Here is an 18230-nt window from a genome sequence, read left to right on the forward strand (position 1 = left end):
GGAATCAGCGCAGTATACGCAGCGCGTTATTATCACTTAATCTCGATTTCAGAATTGTTATTCACAAAATGCATATAAAGCGCACAGCCTCTGCGTTATCACGCGTTATGCTGTGCTAACATCCTCTTTTTGCACCTTGTTACTGAGCACTATGTCGGATACCACCAAACGTAAGAATGACCCTGAAGGGCTAAAGAAACGCATCCTCGCTGGCGCACTGAAAACCTTTGCCGAGTTCGGTATGCAGGGTGCACGGCTGGAGCAGATTGCCGAGCACGCTCAGACCACCAAACGTATGGTGGTGTACCACTTTGGTAATAAAGAGAAGTTATATATCGAAGTGCTGGAGCAGGTTTATCAGGCGATTCGTCAGCATGAAACCGGGCTGAATCTGGCGGCGATGGCCCCGGAAGAAGCGATGGTCAAACTGGTGGAAGCCAGTTTTGATTACCACGTCTCTCACCCCGATTTTATGCGACTGGTCTGCACCGAAAACCTGTTACGTGGTCGCTACATCACCCAGTCGGAACGGATAAAAGCGCTGAACAAGAGCGCCCTTGATTTGCTTGATGATATTTTGTTGCGCGGGCAGCAACAGGGCATTTTTATCACCGATGTGAATACCATCGATGTGCATCGCCTGATCAGCAGTATCTGCGTACATCATGTCTCGAACCGCTACACCTTCAACGCGCTGTTTAGCCCGGATAAGAGTGAAGAGGAGAGTATCCACCGCAACCGGCAGCTGGCCGTCACCGCCACGCTGCGCTATATCCGTAAAGCCTCTTAGTCTGTGGCTGCGCTGTGATGGTCTACGCTTTAGTGAAATGGGACCGTCACAGACCTCAGACTAAGGAACGCCGTAGTGAAAGATTCCCACCTTTATCCATTACGTCACACCGCCAGCATCGATCATGCCACTGCCTTATGGAACTGGGCGCGAAATGCCGTCGTCGGCCAGCGCAGCCAGTTACTGCGACCACAGAACGAAGCCGAACTGCAGCATATTTTGCGCCATTCGCAGGGCAAAGTGCGCGTACTGGGGAGCCGTCTGTCACCCGGACGAATGCTGCGGGTCGGTGAGCAGGATGTGTTGCTGGACCTCAGTGCGTTTCAAGGGGTGATCGCCAGCGATGATGCCAGCGTCACCTTTGGGGCGGGTACCCGGCTGGAGCAGGTCTATGCCACGCTCACTGCCATGAACCTGATGCTGGCTTCATCTCCGGGCGTGATTGCGGTACAAACCCTGGCTGGCGCCATGTCCACCGGTACCCACGGCCAGGGATTGGATCAGAGTTCACTGGCAGACGAAGCGCTCCGCATCCGTATGGTGCTGGCCGATGGTAGCCTGCGGGAATTTACCCGCGACGATGCCGATTTCCCTGCCGCGCAAGTCGCGCTTGGTGCACTGGGCATTGTTACCGCAGTCACACTGCGTACCCGGCCTTTTCGCCTGTTTACCTGCCACAAGAATGCCGTGTCCGCCGATAACCTTGAACAGGATTTGCTGAACTGGAACCAGCAATACGAATTGAGCAAAGCCTGGTGGTTTGTCGATGACAACCTGATACATGTCTGGAATGCCGAAGAGGCCAGCGAGCAGGACAAGCAGCGTTATTACGCCAGTCAGCGTGCCGTGATTGAACACGGAGAAGAAACCAATAGCAGTCTGAATGACACCATTGATCAAACGCTGGCGCAGATGCATCGGGATACGCAAATCCAGGGCAAAGGCGGCAAACAATTCCGCACTGTCACGCGTTTTCGCGACTTCACCGATATCAGCGGCGATATTTACCAGCTGTTTTGTCGCGGCATTGCGGTGCCGCAAATTAATGTTGAGATTGGTGTCCCACTGGACAAGACTCCGCAAATAATCAGCAAAATCAAAGCCTGGTATGCGGCCAATCATCCCCATATGCATTACCCGATCATTCTGCGCTGCACCGGCCCTTCATCAGCCTGGCTGAGTCCGGCCTGGCAGCAAGCCACCTGTTTTTTCGGCTTTGTGGTGTATTACGCCGATGATGGTTCGTTATCGCAGGACGGGCTGCACTTTCTCACTGAAGTGGAAAAATTGCTGGCAGCCGAGGGGGGACGCCCACACTGGGGTAAATATTACGATGCCCGACGCTACCACTGGCGTGATATTTATCCGCAGTGGGAGGCTTTTCGCGCCGTGCGCCAGCAGCTCGATCCGTACCGCCGTTTCAGCAACGACTACGTTACCGCCCTTTTCGATTAAGCCTGACGAGAGGAAAGTATGTTTGCCTGGGTCACTTTATTGACACAACCCGACTACCTGGTCGGAGTGAAAGCTTTGCATCGTTCGCTACAAAAAAGCGCCACCCAATGGCCGTTGATTGTGATGGTCACCGACACCATTGATGTCGCCACGCGTGAAGCGTTGCAGACTGATGGTTGCGTGCTCCATCCGGTGACGCCACTGACTCCCCGTGCCGATTTAGATCAACACTACGCTTCGGCGCAGTTTGGCGAGGTGTGGAGCAAACTACGCGCCTGGGAACTCACTGGCTGTGAACGCGTGGTTTTTCTTGATGCCGATATGCTGGTGTTACGCAATATGGACGAGCTTTTCACCCTAGATCTGGGTGATCACGCCCTCGCCGCCTGCCATGCCTGCCGCTGCAACCCGAATCAGATTGCCAGTTACCCGGCCAGCTGGCAGCCGGAGAATTGTCACTATACCTGGCAGGAACGCCACCAGCCGGCCCCGCCAGAACTGGATCGCTATCTCAACGGCGGATTTCTGGTCCTGAAGCCCGATATGGCCGTTTTTCAGCAGTTGCAGGATAAAGTCGCCGCGATTGACGATCTGCGCCGGTATCCTTTTTCCGAGCAGGATTTGCTCAATGAGGTTTTTGCCGGGCGTTGGCTGCCCCTGCCGTATATCTACAATGCGCTGAAAACCTTGCCTTTTCAGCACCCGAAGATGTGGCAGTCTGAAGAGGTAAAAAACCTGCATTACATTCTGGCGAAACCCTGGAAGCGCGATTTGTACCAGCCTGAGATGGAGCGCGACCGCTACTATGCGCTGGATAAGTTATGGTGGCAGATGGCCGAAGAGTGACCACAGAACTGATCAGATCGTAGCGGCGCGATTTATCGCGCAATTCCATGCACGCTGCCGGAAAAACCTGCGCGATAAATCGCGCCGCTACGCCTAACGCTCCAGAACTACACCGTCATCCAGCGACGTTCCACTGCCGACACCGCCACCGCTTCCAGCACCTTCTGCACCTGTAATCCTTCAGCAAAATCAGGCCACATACGATCGCCTGCCGCGATGCCGTTAATCAGGTCACGAATTTCCACGGTTTTCTGATCGTTGAAACCAATGCCATGTCCGGCAGAAACGCAGAAGTTGGCATAGTCCGGGTGAGCAGGCCCGGTAAGAATGGTTTTAAAACCCTGGCGACCGGCTGGATCATCGTGGAGATAAAGTTCCAGCTCCGCCATACGCTCCTGGGTATAACGCAACGTGCCTTTGGTGCCGGTTACCACGTAGGTCAGCCCCATTTTGCTGCCGCAGGCGATACGCGAGGTTTCAAACACCCCATGTGCGCCGTTTTTGAATCGCAGCAATGCACTGGCCTGGTCTTCATTTTCTACCGGCAACAGGCGGGTCGCGTCTTTCGGATCGGGACGCTGTTTGATGACCGTCATCATGTCGCCACTGACTTCGGCAATGTCGCCCACCAGATAGTGCGCCATATTGACGATATGCGCCGCAAGGTCGCCCAGCGCGCCCAGTCCGGCCAGCGCTTTCTGGCAGTGCCAGTCCAGCGGCGTTTCGGGCTTCGCCAGATAATCTTCATTGTGGGTGCCATAAAAATGCACCACCTCACCAATTTCCCCCCGGGCGATAATTTCACGCGCCAGCTGGCTGGTTGGGTTTTTCATATAGTTGAAGCCCACCAGGGTTTTGACACCCGCCTCGCGGGCAGCCTGCACCATTTCTTCCGCATCGGCGACCGAGAGTGACAGCGGTTTTTCTGAATAGACATGTTTACCGTGGCGAATCGCTTCCAGCGCCATCTCCTTATGCAGGAAATTGGGAGCGCAGATATCAACCACATCAATACCGGGATCGCGCACCAGCTCACGCCAGTCGCCGGTGGAGCGGGCAAAACCAAAGGTTGCCGCCTGTTTTGCTGCCAGCTCCGGATTGACCTCCGCCAGCATCTCTCGCACGATTTCACCTTTCAGCGCAAAAACCGTGGGGGCCTGGGCATAGGCAATTGCATGACAACGTCCAATGTAGCCACTGCCAATCATACCGATTCTGACTTTGTTCATAGCGCACATCCTGGGTTCACAGAAGAAGTGATCCGGAATATAAATTTCATCCTGTGCGTCTACAATGGTGAAATGAAATATCTGTGATCATGCATGCGATCGACCTGACAAAAACGACAAAAGAGAATGTAATTTTTCATATAGTTAGTGACAAACATCACAATTCATTGTTCCCACTTGCCGTTTATATGGATGTTACATTTCATTATCTTCCTGCGTGGATTTGCCGTTTTTACGTTTGACGCTGGCCGCCCTGATGCTTTATTCAGCAGTCAGAACAATTTGTGCAAAAGGGCTTTGACAAGCTGCGGCCTGCTCGTTACTATGCGCCCCGTTCAAACGATTCCTCTGTAGTTCAGTCGGTAGAACGGCGGACTGTTAATCCGTATGTCACTGGTTCGAGTCCAGTCAGAGGAGCCAAATTCGAAGAAGAGCAGCCTGAAAAGGCTGCTTTTTTTTTGCCTGTAGTAACGCCAGCAATGTGCCAACGTCAAAACAGCGCGATAAATCGCGCTGTTACCTGAATTAACGCCAGCCCAGCTCCGGTGCGACGTGGGTCAGAATCGCTTCCATCACATGGGCACAGTAGTCCACGCCCAGCTGGTTCGGAATGGTCAGCAGCAGGGTATCGGCTTCAGCAATCGCCTCATCCTGCGCCAGCTGTTTGATCAGCTGTTCCGGTTCCGCCGCATAGCTGCGACCGAAGATAGCGCGGGTTTTCTCGTCGAGGAAACCTACTGAATCCTGTTCCTGCCCACTGCGGCCAAAATAAGCACGGTCAATATCGTTGGTCAGGGCAAAAATACTACGGCTGACGGAAACGCGTGGCGTATGCTGATGCCCCGCCGCCTGCCAGGCTTCACGGTAAGCACGAATCTGTTTCGCCTGCTGGATGTGGAACGGCTCGCCGGTTTCATCATCTTTCAGCGTAGAACTTTGCAGGTTCATCCCCTGTTGCGCCGCCCAAATGGCCGTGGCATTGGAGCCAGAACCCCACCAGATACGCTCACGTAGCCCTTCTGAGAACGGCTCCAGACGCAGCAGGCCCGGCGGATTCGGGAACATCGGCTGTGGATTGGGTTTGGCAAAACCTTCACCGCGCAACACCTCAAGAAACTCTTCGGTGTGACGACGGCCCATATCCGCATCGCTCTCCCCTTCCTTCGGGTTATAACCAAAGTAGCGATAACCTTCGACCACCTGCTCCGGCGAACCACGACTGATCCCCAGTTGCAGACGACCATTAGAAATCAGGTCCGCTGCACCGGCGTCTTCCGCCATATACATCGGGTTTTCATAACGCATATCAATCACGCCAGTACCAATCTCGATCTTTTTGGTACGTGCCCCCACCGCAGCCAGCAGCGGGAATGGCGAACTTAGCTGACGGGCAAAGTGATGCACACGGTAATAAGCGCCGTCGGCTCCTAACTCTTCAGCAGCCACGGCCAGATCGATGGATTGCAGCAGTACATCCTGCGCGGAACGGGTGGCGGACTGCGATGATGGGGTCCAGTGACCAAAGGATAAGAAGCCAATCTTTTTCATGGAAATATTCTCCTCGTGGGCGGGTTACGCCCCGGCTAAGTCAAATCAGTTTCGATGCTGAAAGGTTACGTCAGACCGGTCCGCACTGATAGCCAATAGTTTTCAACCGTATCATCAAGTTTTTCGACATAAGTAAGAAAATTAAGGTCTTTGTCTTTTTTTTGACCTTGCCGCATCGTCTGGCGGAGAGAGATTACACCGCAGGACTACGCCGCCATCATGACCCAGGGTTCATCCGCCTATATCAGCGCGCAACAGCGTGAACAGATTTATCACCTCAGACGCAGCTGGCTGTGGCGCAGTGAGCTGCCGACCTGGCTGCTGATCCTGGCTGTCTATGGCGGCTGGTTTGGCACCTTGTGGTATGGACAACGACTGGGGCTGTTGCCCACCACCCTGCTGATGATTATCTTCACCACCTGGTATATGTCGTTGCAGCATGAGCTGATCCATGGCCACCCCACGCGCTGGCCACGCCTTAACCAGCTGTTTGGCACCCTGCCGCTGGCGGTGTGGTATCCGTATGGGTTATATTGTGACTCGCATCTGGCACATCATCACAACCATACCCTGACCGATCCGCAGGACGACCCTGAAAGCTATTACCTGACACCGCAACATTGGGCGCGGCTCCAGCCGTGGCAACGCCGGATCATTCATCTGCGTAATACCTTCCCTGGGCGTCTGCTGCTCGGGCCGCTGCTGGATATCCTGGCCACCCTGCATGCCATGCTGAGCGCTTTCCGCCAGCGTGATGGGCGCGCTATCACCATGTGGATCATTCACCTTGGTCTGCTGGCAGGGCTGTTTACCTGGCTGGCACAGCAGGGATTTTCGCCGCTGTGGTTCGTGTTGGCTGTCAGCTATCCGGCGCTGGCGCTGACCAAAATCCGATCCTTTTATGAACATCGGGCTGAAGAGGAGCCGCTGGCCCGCTCGGTAAATAACGAAGCAGCACTGCCGTGGCGTTTGCTGTTTCTTAACCTCAACTATCATTCAGTACATCACGATCTGCCTGGCCTGCCGTGGTATGGCCTGCGTCGGGTTTATCTGCTGCACCGGGATGGCTACTTTCAGCGTAACCAGGGTTTCCGTGTGGCAGGATATGCCGAGTGGCTGCGACGTTTCTGGGCCAGGCCGATCAATGTTAACGCCCATCCGGGCCGCAACCAGGATGCACAGGATGACTAAACGCTTGTCGTTACCGATGTACGACATCAATCACACCGTGACCGAAGCGTTAATCGGCACGCTGGCACAGCTGCTGGCAGTGCGCGGTATCACGGCCAAGGTGGAGTGGCACAGTGACCTGCTGCCGCACTGGCGCGACAGAGACTTATTGCTGAGTCAGACTTGCGGTTATCCGCTGGTGAAATTGCTGCCGGAGGTGCAACTGGTCGGCGCGTTTCAGTCCAGTGCGCCGGGTTGTGAGGGGCTGCGCTATCGCAGCTGGCTGGTGGTCCGGGATGAAGATCAGGCGCTGTCACTGGCTGACTTTCGTGGTCGCCGCGCGGTGTGCAACAGCGACGATTCGCACTCCGGCTACAACTCGCTGCGTTATGTGGTGGCGCCACTGGCACAGCAGGGGCGTTTCTTTGCTGAGACTCACTTCAGCGGCAGCCATCGTCAGTCACTGGCCGCACTGCGTCAGGGCCGGGCGGATATCGCCGCCATCGACTGCATCACCTGGGCGCTGTTACAGCGCAATTTCCCCAGGGAACTGGCCGGGCTGACGATGATTGGTGAGACGCCGCTATGCGCCGCGTTGCCGCTGATCACCGCAGCACAGACCGACTCGGATACGCTGGCACAATTACGCGCCGCGCTTACGCAGTTGACGGAGGACGAGAGGTATCGGGAGCTGTGCGCCGCCAACCTGATTGGCGGTTTCGCCACGCCAGAGCGCGCCTTTTATGATGAGGTGTTGCAGTGGGAACAACAGGCCGCCACGCTGGGCGTGACGGCGCTGTAAGGTTAATGACGTGAAGCGATGATCGCGTCAGCCACATTTTTCGGTGCTTCGGCGTAGTGGTTAAACTCCATGCTGTAGGTGGCACGTCCCTGCGACATCGAACGCAGCGTGGTGGAGTAACCAAACATCTCCGCCAGCGGCACTTCGGCGCGGATAATACGTGCGCCAAAACGTTCGTCCATGCCCTGCAACGTGCCACGGCGTGAGGAGAGATCCCCCATCACGTTACCGGCGTACTCTTCCGGGGTTTCCACTTCAACCTGCATCACCGGTTCGAGGATCACCGGGTCAGCCAGTTTTGCTGCTGCCTTAAAGCCAAAAATTGCCGCCATGCGGAACGCCATTTCCGACGAGTCAACATCATGGTAGGAACCAAATGTCAGGGTGGCTTTAATGTCCACCACCGGATAGCCCGCCAGCACCCCGCTATTGAGCGCTTCGCGAATCCCCTTCTCTACCGAAGGAATAAACTCGCGCGGCACGACCCCGCCTTTAGTGGCATCTTCAAACGCAAAACCGGCTCCCGCCTGCTGTGGTTCCAGCGTCAGAACCACATGACCATACTGGCCTTTACCGCCTGACTGACGCACAAACTTCCCTTCCACATCACGCACCGTTTTACGGATGGTTTCGCGGTAAGTCACCTGCGGTCGGCCAATGTTGGCTTCAACGCCAAACTCACGCTTCATGCGATCAACGATGATCTCCAGATGCAACTCGCCCATGCCGGAAATAATCGTCTGACCTGACTCTTCATCGGTATGCAGGCGGAATGAGGGATCCTCCGCCGCCAGCCGCTGCAATGCCAGCCCCATTTTTTCCTGGTCGCTCTTGGTTTTCGGCTCGATGGAGAGCGAAATCACCGGTTCCGGGAATTCCATGCGCTCCAGCGTGATCACCGCGTTGGGATCGCACAGAGTTTCGCCAGTGGTCACTTCTTTCAGGCCGACGCAGGCAGCGATATCACCCGCCCGAATCTCTTCGATTTCAATACGATCATTGGCCTGCATCTGCACAATGCGTCCGATACGTTCTTTACGCCCTTTCACCGCGTTCCACACGCTGTCGCCTTTGCGCAGCACGCCAGAATAGACGCGGACAAAGGTCAGCTGGCCGACATACGGATCGCTCATCAGTTTGAAGGCCAGCGCCGAGAAGGGCTCATCATCGTCGGCATGGCGTTCAGCGTGTTCACCGCGCTCATCCACCCCGGCGACCGGCGGTACATCCACTGGCGACGGCATCAGCTCGATCACCGCGTCCAGCATGCGTTGCACCCCTTTGTTTTTAAAGGCGCTGCCGCACAACATCGGCTGGATCTCGTTCTGCAAAGTACGCTGACGCAGACCGGCAATCACCTGCTCCTCGCTCAGGTCTCCCTGCTCAAGATACGCATCCATCAGCGCTTCACTGGCTTCCGCCGCAGCGGCGACCATGTTTTCGCGCCACTCCGCCGCCAGGGCCTGCAACTCATCCGGGATCGGGGCGTAACTGAAGGTCATCCCCTGAGTCGCGTCATCCCAGGAAATGGCGCGCATTTTGATCAGATCCACCACGCCGGTAAAGTGTTCCTCGGCACCAATCGGGATCACAATCGGCACCGGATTGGCGTGCAGGCGATCTTTCATCATCTGCACCACATGGAAGAAATCCGCACCCTGCCGGTCCATTTTGTTGACGAAGGCGATGCGTGGCACATGATATTTGTTGGCCTGACGCCAGACGGTTTCTGACTGCGGTTGCACGCCGCCAACGGCGTCATACACCATCACCGCCCCATCCAGCACGCGCATGGAACGTTCCACCTCGATAGTAAAATCGACGTGTCCGGGGGTATCAATGATGTTGATACGGTGTGGCGCAAAGCTGCCATCCATACCCGGCCAGTAGCAGCTCACGGCAGCCGAGGTGATGGTGATACCACGCTCCTGCTCCTGCGCCATCCAGTCGGTGGTTGCCGCGCCATCGTGCACTTCACCCAGCTTATGGCTCATCCCGGTGTAAAACAGGATGCGCTCGGTGGTGGTGGTTTTACCGGCATCGATGTGCGCGGAAATGCCGATATTGCGATAACGTTCGATGGGTAGCGGTCGGGGCATGATGCGTCCTTAGTCTGTTTGACGGAAAAAAGCGGGCACCAATTGCCCGCTGCTGCTAAATAGCTTAGACCCATTGTACGAATGAATACGAACAGTTTGAGCTGTTTTTCATCAACCGCAATGACATCAATACACATTTGACCACTGGCATCCCATGCCGCTGCGTTTTAAGGTAGGGGTCTCATTCTCAACGGGAAACACAACCATGCGTATTCTGGTAGTCGGCGCCGGCGCAACCGGCGGGTATTTCGGTGCGCGTCTGGCGCAAGCAGGACGTGATGTGACTTTTCTGGTGCGCGAGCGCCGTTTTCAGCAGTTAAAAAGCGGCGGGCTGGTACTGAAAACCCCCACCAGCAGCGAGCCCCTGCAACCGCAGCTGGTGCAGACCGGTGCGCTGCACGGCACTTATGACCTGATTATCCTGACGGTGAAAAGCTTTGGGCTGGCACAGGCGATTGAAGATATCGCCCCTGCGGTTGGCCCGGAGACGTTGATTATGCCGATCCTGAACGGCATGCGGCATATCGATACGCTGCGCAGCCGCTTTGGCGATAAGGTGATTGGCGGACTGTGCAAAATCAACGCGACTTTGGGTGAAAACGGCGAAGTGGTGCAGATGACCCCGCTGCATATCCTGTTCTATGGCGCGCTGGATGGTCATAACGATGCACGGCTGCAACGGGTGAATGAGGCCCTGAGTGGTGCGCAATTCGACAGCGTTTTTGCCGATAACATCGGCAGCGAACTGTGGGAAAAGTGGCTGCTGCTCAGCACGCTCGGAGCCGTCTGCTGTATTGGCCGTGGCAATACCCAGCAGATTCTCACCTCACAGGGCGGTGAAGCGTTATTGCGGGGAGTTTTCGGCGAAGTGCTGTCCGTCATCAGCGCAGAAGGCTATCAGGAGCGCCCGGCCGTGACCGCGAAGATTTTTGAGACGCTGAATAACCCGGCGACGCCGATGACCTCATCGATGTATCGCGATCTGACCCAGGGCTATGACATCGAAGCGGATCAGATCATCGGTGACCTGCTGGTGCGCGCCACGCGTAACGGCGTGGTAACGCCGCTGCTGAATGCGGTGTACGTCAATTTGCAGGTGTATTTGAAGAATCGTTAATACTGCACCGTCACGGCGCGATTGATCGTGCCGTGACGGCAACATTAACCCGCTACGCGTGATTGTACGCCCGGCAGACGCATCAGCCGCTGCCATCCAGCTTCTACCGCTTCCGGCACCTCAACATGACCAAAAAATCCTTTGCCACGCGGCCCATACCCATTTTCATCGTCACGCAGCCGTTGCACTTCCCCCATCAGCAACGACAGGAAGCGTTCCATTGACCACAATCCCTGCGGCGGTGCGCCGGTGATACGCAACATGCCGGAATCAACAATCACCTGCGGGGTAAACACCGGCCAGCTGATAAATTCCGGGGCATCCGCGCGATCGCGCCATTGCCAGCGAAAGGTTTCCCAGGTACGACGTTGCATCAGGGGATCCTGCACCAGAATCACCCGCTGCGGCTGCCATTGCTCGGTATCCAGCAATTGCTGACTGAACGCCGCATTTTCTCCGCAGTTACGTGATTTCTCTTCCAGCAGCAGCAGATCGTCCGGCAATGCCGCAAAGACGCGCGCAATGTCACCCAGCATGGCGGCCTCGCTTTTGCCCTGGGTATCAATCTGCCGATACAGCGGATGCGCGGCCATCATCTGTGCCAGTAACGGCGTGGAATGACCGATTCCGCCGCTGATTAATAATGGCAGCTGGTATTTCTTTGCCAGCGCCACCACACCTTCAATATTCGGCAGCACCGCATGCCCGGCCAGAATGGCCAAGTCAGCCTCCAGCGTGCCCTGATGCGGCATATGATCCAGCGCCAGCCACTGCGCCAGCGTGTTGATATCGTGAATGTGTTCCTTATTGAGTTGCATGCTGTTCTCCTCAGGTTATCTCTCGCAGTGTACGCCTTAAGACCACGCCGACAGGGAAAAATTTGCTACACTCGCCGCTATCATCTTCAGGAGAGTTCAATGACTTCGCGCTCCGTAACCCTCGATGACGTCGCTCAACTGGCGGGGGTTTCCTACCAAACCGTTTCCCGCGTGCTTAACCGTTCCGTACAGGTCTCCGCGCGTACCCGCGCCAAAGTTGAAGCCGCGATGCAGCAACTCAACTATGTGCCGAACCGCGTGGCACAACAACTGGCCGGTAAAGCCACTCGCACGCTGGGACTGGCAACCAGTGATCTGGCTCTGATGGCACCGGCGCAGATCGCCTCCGCCATCCAGCAACGTGCCGCAGCACTTGGCTACCATCTGGTGATTGCCATGGCTTCAGGCAGCGCTCAGGACACGGTCAATGAACTGCTGGCGCAGCGGGTTGATGCGCTGCTGATCAATCTGCCGCTGGACGCCAGCGCGGCAGAACAGATTCAGCAGCAATGTGGTGATAAACCGGTCCTGTTTCTTGATGTTGAGCGTAGTGCCAGGGTCATGCAATGTCAGTATCGCAGTGAATCTGGCGCACGCCAGGCAGTGGATCATCTGGTGGCGCTCGGCCACCGCCAGATTGGGGTGCTGAACGGTCCGGCAAGTTCAGCCTCTGCGCGCGCACGCTTTCAGGCGTGGCAGCAGGCGCTGGCAGCACATCAACTTAAAGCCTGTTGCGTGCTGGAAGGCGACTGGAGCGCGGCGTCAGGTTATCAGGCATTGCTCAGTCAGTTACCGCACCATCTGCCGCAGGCACTGCTGGTGGCGAACGATCAGATGGCGCTCGGGGCGATGCGCGCGCTGCATCAGCATGGCGTGCAGATTCCCGCTGAGATAGCCGTGATTGGTTATGATGACACGGTGGAAAGCGCCTGGTACCAGCCCCCGCTGACTACGGTACGACAGGATTTGCAGCAGCTCGGTGCAATCAGTGTGGATCGGCTGCTGGCGCGCCTGGACGGCGCGAGCCACGACGAGCAGCCACTGGAAACCACGTTGGTGGTGCGGGAAACCACGGCAGCGCCGCAACAGGAAAAGTCAGATATCGCCGAGGTGGCGCAACAGTTGCAGGTGCTGGCAAGACGGCTGCTGCGCGAATAGTCGCGACGGAAAAACATTCAGGGGCCTTTCGGCCCCTGAATACTTATTGCGGCTTGGGTTCGCCCATCGCCTTGAGCTTTTTCGACAGCTCACGGCGTTCTTTGGAGAGATCCGCGTTTTTAATGATGTACTCGTCCACGCGGTCTTCATAGTCCACGCGCATGCTGGCGATAATTTCCTGAATCGCCTCAACGCTCATGCCCGGTTTGATGTATTCGCTCAGGTTATCCAGCAGCAACACACGTTTCTGGTTATCACGGATTTTCTTCTCGTTGTCCGTAATTTCGCGCTGTAGTTTGTTTTTACGACGAAACATACGCACAAACTCCAGAACGTCCTGAAATGATTGCTTGGCATTTTCCATGTTGGCACCTTTCTTTAGGCCTGCCTGAGCAGGCGGAATAGTCATATACCCTAAATACTTCGAGGTGCAGGAAGGCGGCAAGAGAATGAAGCCCCAGGAGCTTACTGAAGTAAGTGACTGGGGTGAATGAGCGCAGCCAACGCACCTGCAACTTGAAGTATGACGGGTATCTTCAGCTTAGCGGCTTGCCAGCCTCGTAAGCAATTTTCACAGCTAAAATCGGACAGGGACTTATCTTAGCGCAAAGAAAGGGCGATTCACATTAAGTCATTGCCGCGAAAACTATTTACGTAACGCCAGACGTACCAGATCGGTCATTCGCTCCAGCTGGCGCGCCTGTTCAAGGCTCAGCCAGACATAGCCATAAATCGAGGTGGTCTCCAGCTGCTTGCTGCCATTAGCAATCAGTTGCTCCAGTTCCTGCATGATGTTGCCCAGTTCATGGCTGTTGGCCGTGACCTGTTCCGTCTCCCCTTTAACCATCAGCACCGCCAGTGCCTTCAGGGTGTTTTCCGTCATCTGCTGAGTGCGGCGTAACGCGGGTGCATTCAGTAACAGATAATGGCTTTCGCGTGACGCCCACCACGCATCAATTTGCATCTGCATGGTGTTAACCATATTACGGTTTATGGTCTGAATCGCTTCAAACACCGATTTTGGAATGCGGGTCTCTTTGCTGGCGGGTTCCAGTAGCGCGCGCATTTTGATCACGCTGGTGAGCAGTTTTTGAAACGGTTTATTCAGCCGGGGTTTATCCACCAGGTTGGCAGAGAAACCGGTGTGATGAATTTTCGTCATATTGATAAAGGCATCGGAGAGCTGGATACGCCAGTGAATGTAGGCACGCTGCGCCCAGATGGCGGTGAACATCAGTGCCATCAGCGAGCCCAGAATCACATCCCCGCCGCGCCACATCGCCACGGTGAAGTCCCCGGCCGGTGCGCCAACCACCACACTCAGGGTGATGCCTATCAGCAGTGCCATATACGGATGTTTGCCAAGGGTAAGATAACCGCACACCACCATCACCGCAAAACACCAGACCAGCATCACCGGCAGTGAGATCAGTTCCAGCTTCAGGGCGATCAGCCCCGAGACCGCACCCGCAAAGGTGCCAATGATACGCTGGACCACACGAGGAAAGACATTTCCCCAGGTCGAGATCGGCCCCATCACGACCACCAGCGTAATCAGTGGCCAGGTTCCTTCCGGGATCTCAGTCAGACGGACAAACAAAAAGCTCAGGACAAAAGCGATGGCGATACGCACGCCATGCACGGCGCGATAATGACGGTAGAGCCAGAACTCAATGGATGAAATAGGCTTATCAGCGCGTAACATGATGGTCCGGGAACGGGAAAATTTTGCGCGCTATGTTACCCTGGCAAAACAGGATCGCTTAAGCCCTGACGCGCATTTTTACTGACTTTTTGACGACTGCTTACAAAAACCAACATGCGCGCTACATCCATTTTTCCCAATCGAAACATAGATGTAACGCCATGATCTTTTTAGCGTGGCCGCACCGGGATATACATGTTCAGCAACCAGTTGCCGCTTTGCGAACCGTCAGAAAGATAATGCTCATAACAGGGCCGTTCATCGATTTGCCAGTCGCTGCGTTGCTGCAACAGCGCGAACAACTCATTCCAGGCAGCGAAGAAGTCGTTATTGGTCACTTCCCGGCAGGTATGGAAGTAATAACCACCCGCCAGCGTACCGTGTTGAATATTGTCCCCCGCCGCGAGGGCAAAATCCGCAGGAACCGTCAGCACGGTTTCCACTGCTAACTCCTCAGGCGGTAACTGCTGGGGATTGCCATAGTAAATGGCCATCCACTCCCCGGAGAAACCATGACGCGCCGCCCACACCTTCAGCTGTCCAAAACCCTGCGGCACGGTTTCCTGCCAGGGTCCCTTCAGGCGGTAACCGACCCAGCTTTGCGCCGGACGATCAACGACAGATGTTTTCATGATTCACCTCGGTATCAGCAAATGGGGATGCTGATACCGAAGTTAGACCATGCTTACAGTTTTTGCTTCAGGTAATCTTCAATACGCGTCACGATCCCGGCTTTATTTACCGCCGTCAGCGCATAGAGCGGATAGCTCGCCAGCTGCTTATCCTTGTCCATCACCTGAATCTCACCCACCTGCTCGTTGGCCTTTAATGGCGCTTCCAGATCTTTGCGGTCGATAACGTATTTCGCTTTCACGTTCTGCACTTCGCCACGTGGCAGCGACAGATAGATATCCTGGGTGGTGCCGACATCCACCTGATGCGGATTACCGTACCAGACGTTTTCGGTGCCAATCTTCTTACCGGCATGGAACAATTGTACGGTGTCGAAGTTGTTCTGACCCCAGATCAGCAGCTTACGCGCCTGATCCTCACGTCCTTTCGAGCTTTTACCCCCCATAATCACCGCAATCAGACGATGCTGACCGATGATATTTGAGGCGATAATGTTAAAGCCGGCGGTTTCGGTATGACCGGTTTTCAGGCCGTCAACGTGCAGGTTGTTATCCCACAGCAGCCCGTTACGGTTGTTCTGGGTGATGCCGTTCCAGGTGAGGGTTTTCTCACTGTACATGGCATAGAAATCAGGTTCACCACTGATGATAGCGCGGGATAACACTGCCAGATCGCGGGCGGTGGTGTGCTGACCTGGCGCATCCAGACCGTGCACGGTTTCAAAGTGGGTATGCGTCAGACCCAGTTTCTGTACATAGCTGTTCATCATGGTGACGAAGTTTTGCTGGCTACCCGCAACATAATCGGCCAGTGCCACACAGGCATCGTTGCCTGAATCGATGATCACCCCACGGCTCAGATCGCGCACCGTCACTTTATCACCAGGCTTGAGGAACATCAGCGAGGAACCTTTAAACACCGGATTACCGGCAGCCCAGGCATCTTTGCCAACGGTAACCACATCGTCGCGCGTGATTTTGTGCTGATCGATAGCCCGATCCACCACGTAGCCGGTCATCAGTTTGGTGAGACTGGCCGGGTTGCGCTCCTCATCGGGATTCCCGGATGTGAGAATCTGCCCGGTGGTCGCGTCCATCAGGACCCAGGAAGCCGCATCAATCGACGGAGGCGTCAGGGGGAATGGCATGCTGTCGTCAGCCTGCGCCAGCGATGCCCAAAAAATCATTCCAGATACAGTTACCAGCAGACGCCTTTTCAACACTTCTTCCTCAAAAAATGAATTTACCGCCGCACTTTGTACGGCAAATGCCTTTAAGAGGTTTGAATAAATTGAAAAAAAGTATGAACTGAGGACAAATTCTGCGCGCGGACGCGCAGAGCTGTGGAGGGAGGTTGTACTGTGCCAGCCGGACGACTATTCTGTGCGTTGATTTTACATTGCCAGGATAACGCCGTGCCCGCCTCCGAATTCACCTTTTTAGTCCACGATTACGAAACCTTCGGCAAGAGCCCCTCGCTGGATCGACCGGCGCAGTTTGCCGGGTTGCGAACTGATAAAGATTTCAATGCCATAGGTGAACCGCAGGTGTTTTATTGCCAGCCAGCCGATGATTATCTGCCGCAACCTGAAGCGGTGATGATCACCGGCATTACCCCGCAAACGGCGCAGGCACGCGGCGTAACGGAAGCGGCCTTTGCCGAGCGTATCCATGGCCTGTTTACCGAGCCGCAGACCTGCGTGCTGGGATACAACAATGTCCGCTTCGATGACGAAGTCACCCGCAACATTTTCTATCGAAATTTCTTCGATCCCTACGGCTGGAGCTGGCAAAACGGTAACTCGCGCTGGGATTTGCTGGATGTGATGCGCGCCTGCTATGCGTTGCGCCCGGAAGGCATTATCTGGCCGGAAAATGATGACGGCTTCCCCAGCTTTAAACTGGAGCATCTGACCAAAGCCAACGGCGTGTCACACGAACAGGCGCATGATGCGATGTCAGATGTCTATGCCACGCTGGCAATGGCAAAGCTGGTCAAAGAGAAGCAACCGAAACTGTTTGAGTTCCTGTTTAGCCATCGTAATAAACAGAAACTGATGACGCTGATCGACATCCCGCAAATGAAGCCGCTGGTGCATGTTTCAGGGATGTTTGGCGCGGCACGGGGCAACACCAGCTGGATTGTGCCGCTGGCATGGCACCCGGATAACCGCAATGCGCTGATCGTGGCCGACCTGGCGGGAGACATGACGCCACTGCTTGAGCTGTCTCCTGACGAATTGCGCGAGCGGTTGTACACCCGCCATAGCGAACTGGGCGATCGTGCGGCAGTGCCCATCAAACTGGTACATATCAATAAATGCCCGGTGCTGGCCCCGGCCAACACCCTGCGGCCGGAAGATGCTGAGCGGCTGAATATCGATCGCCAGGCCTGCCTGGCAAACCTTGCGCTGTTGCGTCAGCATGCGGAAGTGCGGGAAAAAGCGGTGACGTTATTTGCAGAAGCCGAGCCGTTTACCCCATCGGATGATGTGGATGCGCAGTTGTATAACGGTTTCTTCAGTGATGCCGACCGGGCAGCAATGAATATTGTGCGTCAGACACCGGCACAGAATCTGCCCGCGCTGGATTTAACCTTTGATGACAAGCGCATTGCAAAGCTGTTGTTCCGCTACCGGGCGCGCAACTTCCCAGGCACGCTGGATGATGCCGAGCAGCAGCGCTGGTTACAGCATCGCCGCGAAGCGCTGAACGCCGAGCGTGTGCAGGCATTCCTGCTGGAGCTGGAGTCACTGGCGAGTTTGCATGAAGGGAATAACGAAAAACTGGGATTGTTAAAATCGCTGTATTTGTATGCGCAGGAACTGGTTTCGTAATCCCCCATTCTCTGCGCGATAAAT

At 55.5% G+C, this 18230-nt stretch carries 16 protein-coding genes and 1 tRNA gene; 9 read left to right on the plus strand and 8 right to left on the minus strand.

Annotated elements, in window-relative coordinates:
* The first annotated feature begins 151 nt into the window (after nt 1-151).
* From HA50_RS12535 to HA50_RS12545, 3 genes are all read left to right on the plus strand, one after another.
* A complete protein-coding gene (locus HA50_RS12535; RefSeq protein WP_084875906.1) occupies nt 152-790 on the plus strand; it encodes a TetR/AcrR family transcriptional regulator in 639 nt (212 codons plus the stop codon).
* Between the two features lie 75 nt (nt 791-865).
* A complete protein-coding gene (locus tag HA50_RS12540; RefSeq protein WP_084875909.1) occupies nt 866-2245 on the plus strand; it encodes a D-arabinono-1,4-lactone oxidase in 1380 nt (459 codons plus the stop codon).
* A gap of 18 nt (nt 2246-2263) precedes the next feature.
* Complete coding sequence (locus HA50_RS12545) at nt 2264-3091, plus strand: glycosyltransferase family 8 protein (RefSeq protein WP_084875911.1); 828 nt, start codon at nt 2264-2266, stop codon at nt 3089-3091.
* Nucleotides 3092-3198: 107 nt separating this feature from the next.
* On the opposite strand, the gene HA50_RS12550 is transcribed toward HA50_RS12545, so the two are convergent.
* Nucleotides 3199-4320, minus strand: a complete 1122-nt coding sequence (locus tag HA50_RS12550) for a Gfo/Idh/MocA family protein (protein WP_084875914.1) — start codon at nt 4318-4320, stop codon at nt 3199-3201.
* Between the two features lie 344 nt (nt 4321-4664).
* Here HA50_RS12550 and HA50_RS12555 point away from each other — a divergent pair.
* Nucleotides 4665-4740: transfer RNA gene (locus HA50_RS12555), tRNA-Asn, on the plus strand.
* Nucleotides 4741-4845: 105 nt separating this feature from the next.
* On the opposite strand, the gene HA50_RS12560 is transcribed toward HA50_RS12555, so the two are convergent.
* Nucleotides 4846-5868 (minus strand): LLM class flavin-dependent oxidoreductase, encoded by a 1023-nt coding sequence (locus HA50_RS12560; RefSeq protein WP_084875917.1) that lies wholly within the window; start codon nt 5866-5868, stop codon nt 4846-4848.
* Between the two features lie 219 nt (nt 5869-6087).
* Here HA50_RS12560 and HA50_RS12565 point away from each other — a divergent pair, with 219 nt between their 5' ends.
* Both HA50_RS12565 and HA50_RS12570 read left to right on the plus strand, forming a co-directional pair.
* The gene (locus tag HA50_RS12565; RefSeq protein WP_084875919.1) at nt 6088-7059 is read left to right on the plus strand and encodes a fatty acid desaturase; all 972 of its coding nucleotides are present in this window, start codon (nt 6088-6090) and stop codon (nt 7057-7059) included.
* Nucleotides 7052-7840: a phosphate/phosphite/phosphonate ABC transporter substrate-binding protein gene (locus HA50_RS12570; RefSeq protein ID WP_084875922.1), complete on the plus strand. Its 789-nt coding sequence runs from the start codon at nt 7052-7054 to the stop codon at nt 7838-7840. Before HA50_RS12565 ends, HA50_RS12570 begins: the two co-directional genes overlap by 8 nt.
* 2 nt (nt 7841-7842) lie before the next feature.
* On the opposite strand, the gene fusA is transcribed toward HA50_RS12570, so the two are convergent.
* Nucleotides 7843-9939, minus strand: coding sequence for an elongation factor G (gene fusA / locus HA50_RS12575; protein ID WP_084875925.1), 2097 nt, complete (start codon nt 9937-9939; stop codon nt 7843-7845).
* 205 nt (nt 9940-10144) lie between these two features.
* On the opposite strand from fusA, the gene HA50_RS12580 reads away from it, so the two are divergent.
* Complete coding sequence (locus HA50_RS12580) at nt 10145-11056, plus strand: ketopantoate reductase family protein (protein WP_084875928.1); 912 nt, start codon at nt 10145-10147, stop codon at nt 11054-11056.
* A gap of 44 nt (nt 11057-11100) precedes the next feature.
* On the opposite strand, the gene HA50_RS12585 is transcribed toward HA50_RS12580, so the two are convergent.
* Nucleotides 11101-11874, minus strand: a complete 774-nt coding sequence (locus tag HA50_RS12585) for an ElyC/SanA/YdcF family protein (protein ID WP_084875931.1) — start codon at nt 11872-11874, stop codon at nt 11101-11103.
* Between the two features lie 99 nt (nt 11875-11973).
* Here HA50_RS12585 and HA50_RS12590 point away from each other — a divergent pair, with 99 nt between their 5' ends.
* Nucleotides 11974-13032 (plus strand): LacI family DNA-binding transcriptional regulator, encoded by a 1059-nt coding sequence (locus HA50_RS12590; protein ID WP_084875934.1) that lies wholly within the window; start codon nt 11974-11976, stop codon nt 13030-13032.
* A gap of 43 nt (nt 13033-13075) precedes the next feature.
* Here HA50_RS12590 and tmaR read toward each other — a convergent pair whose 3' ends face one another.
* From tmaR to dacD, 4 genes are all read right to left on the minus strand, one after another.
* A complete protein-coding gene (gene tmaR, locus HA50_RS12595) occupies nt 13076-13396 on the minus strand; it encodes a PTS system regulator TmaR (RefSeq protein ID WP_013509702.1) in 321 nt (106 codons plus the stop codon).
* Between the two features lie 282 nt (nt 13397-13678).
* Nucleotides 13679-14737: an FUSC family protein gene (locus tag HA50_RS12605; RefSeq protein WP_084875940.1), complete on the minus strand. Its 1059-nt coding sequence runs from the start codon at nt 14735-14737 to the stop codon at nt 13679-13681.
* A 170-nt stretch (nt 14738-14907) separates the two neighbouring features.
* Complete coding sequence (locus HA50_RS12610; protein ID WP_084875942.1) at nt 14908-15369, minus strand: GyrI-like domain-containing protein; 462 nt, start codon at nt 15367-15369, stop codon at nt 14908-14910.
* A 53-nt stretch (nt 15370-15422) separates the two neighbouring features.
* Nucleotides 15423-16589 carry a serine-type D-Ala-D-Ala carboxypeptidase DacD gene (gene dacD / locus HA50_RS12615; protein ID WP_208617286.1) on the minus strand — a complete coding sequence of 389 codons (1167 nt, stop codon included), beginning with the start codon at nt 16587-16589 and terminating at the stop codon, nt 15423-15425.
* 195 nt (nt 16590-16784) lie between these two features.
* Between dacD and sbcB the strand changes: the two genes are divergently transcribed.
* The gene (gene sbcB, locus HA50_RS12620; protein ID WP_084875948.1) at nt 16785-18206 is read left to right on the plus strand and encodes an exodeoxyribonuclease I; all 1422 of its coding nucleotides are present in this window, start codon (nt 16785-16787) and stop codon (nt 18204-18206) included.
* Nucleotides 18207-18230 lie beyond the last annotated feature (24 nt).

Origin of the sequence: Pantoea cypripedii, from assembly GCF_002095535.1 — a bacterium.
GTDB lineage: Bacteria > Pseudomonadota > Gammaproteobacteria > Enterobacterales > Enterobacteriaceae > Pantoea > Pantoea cypripedii.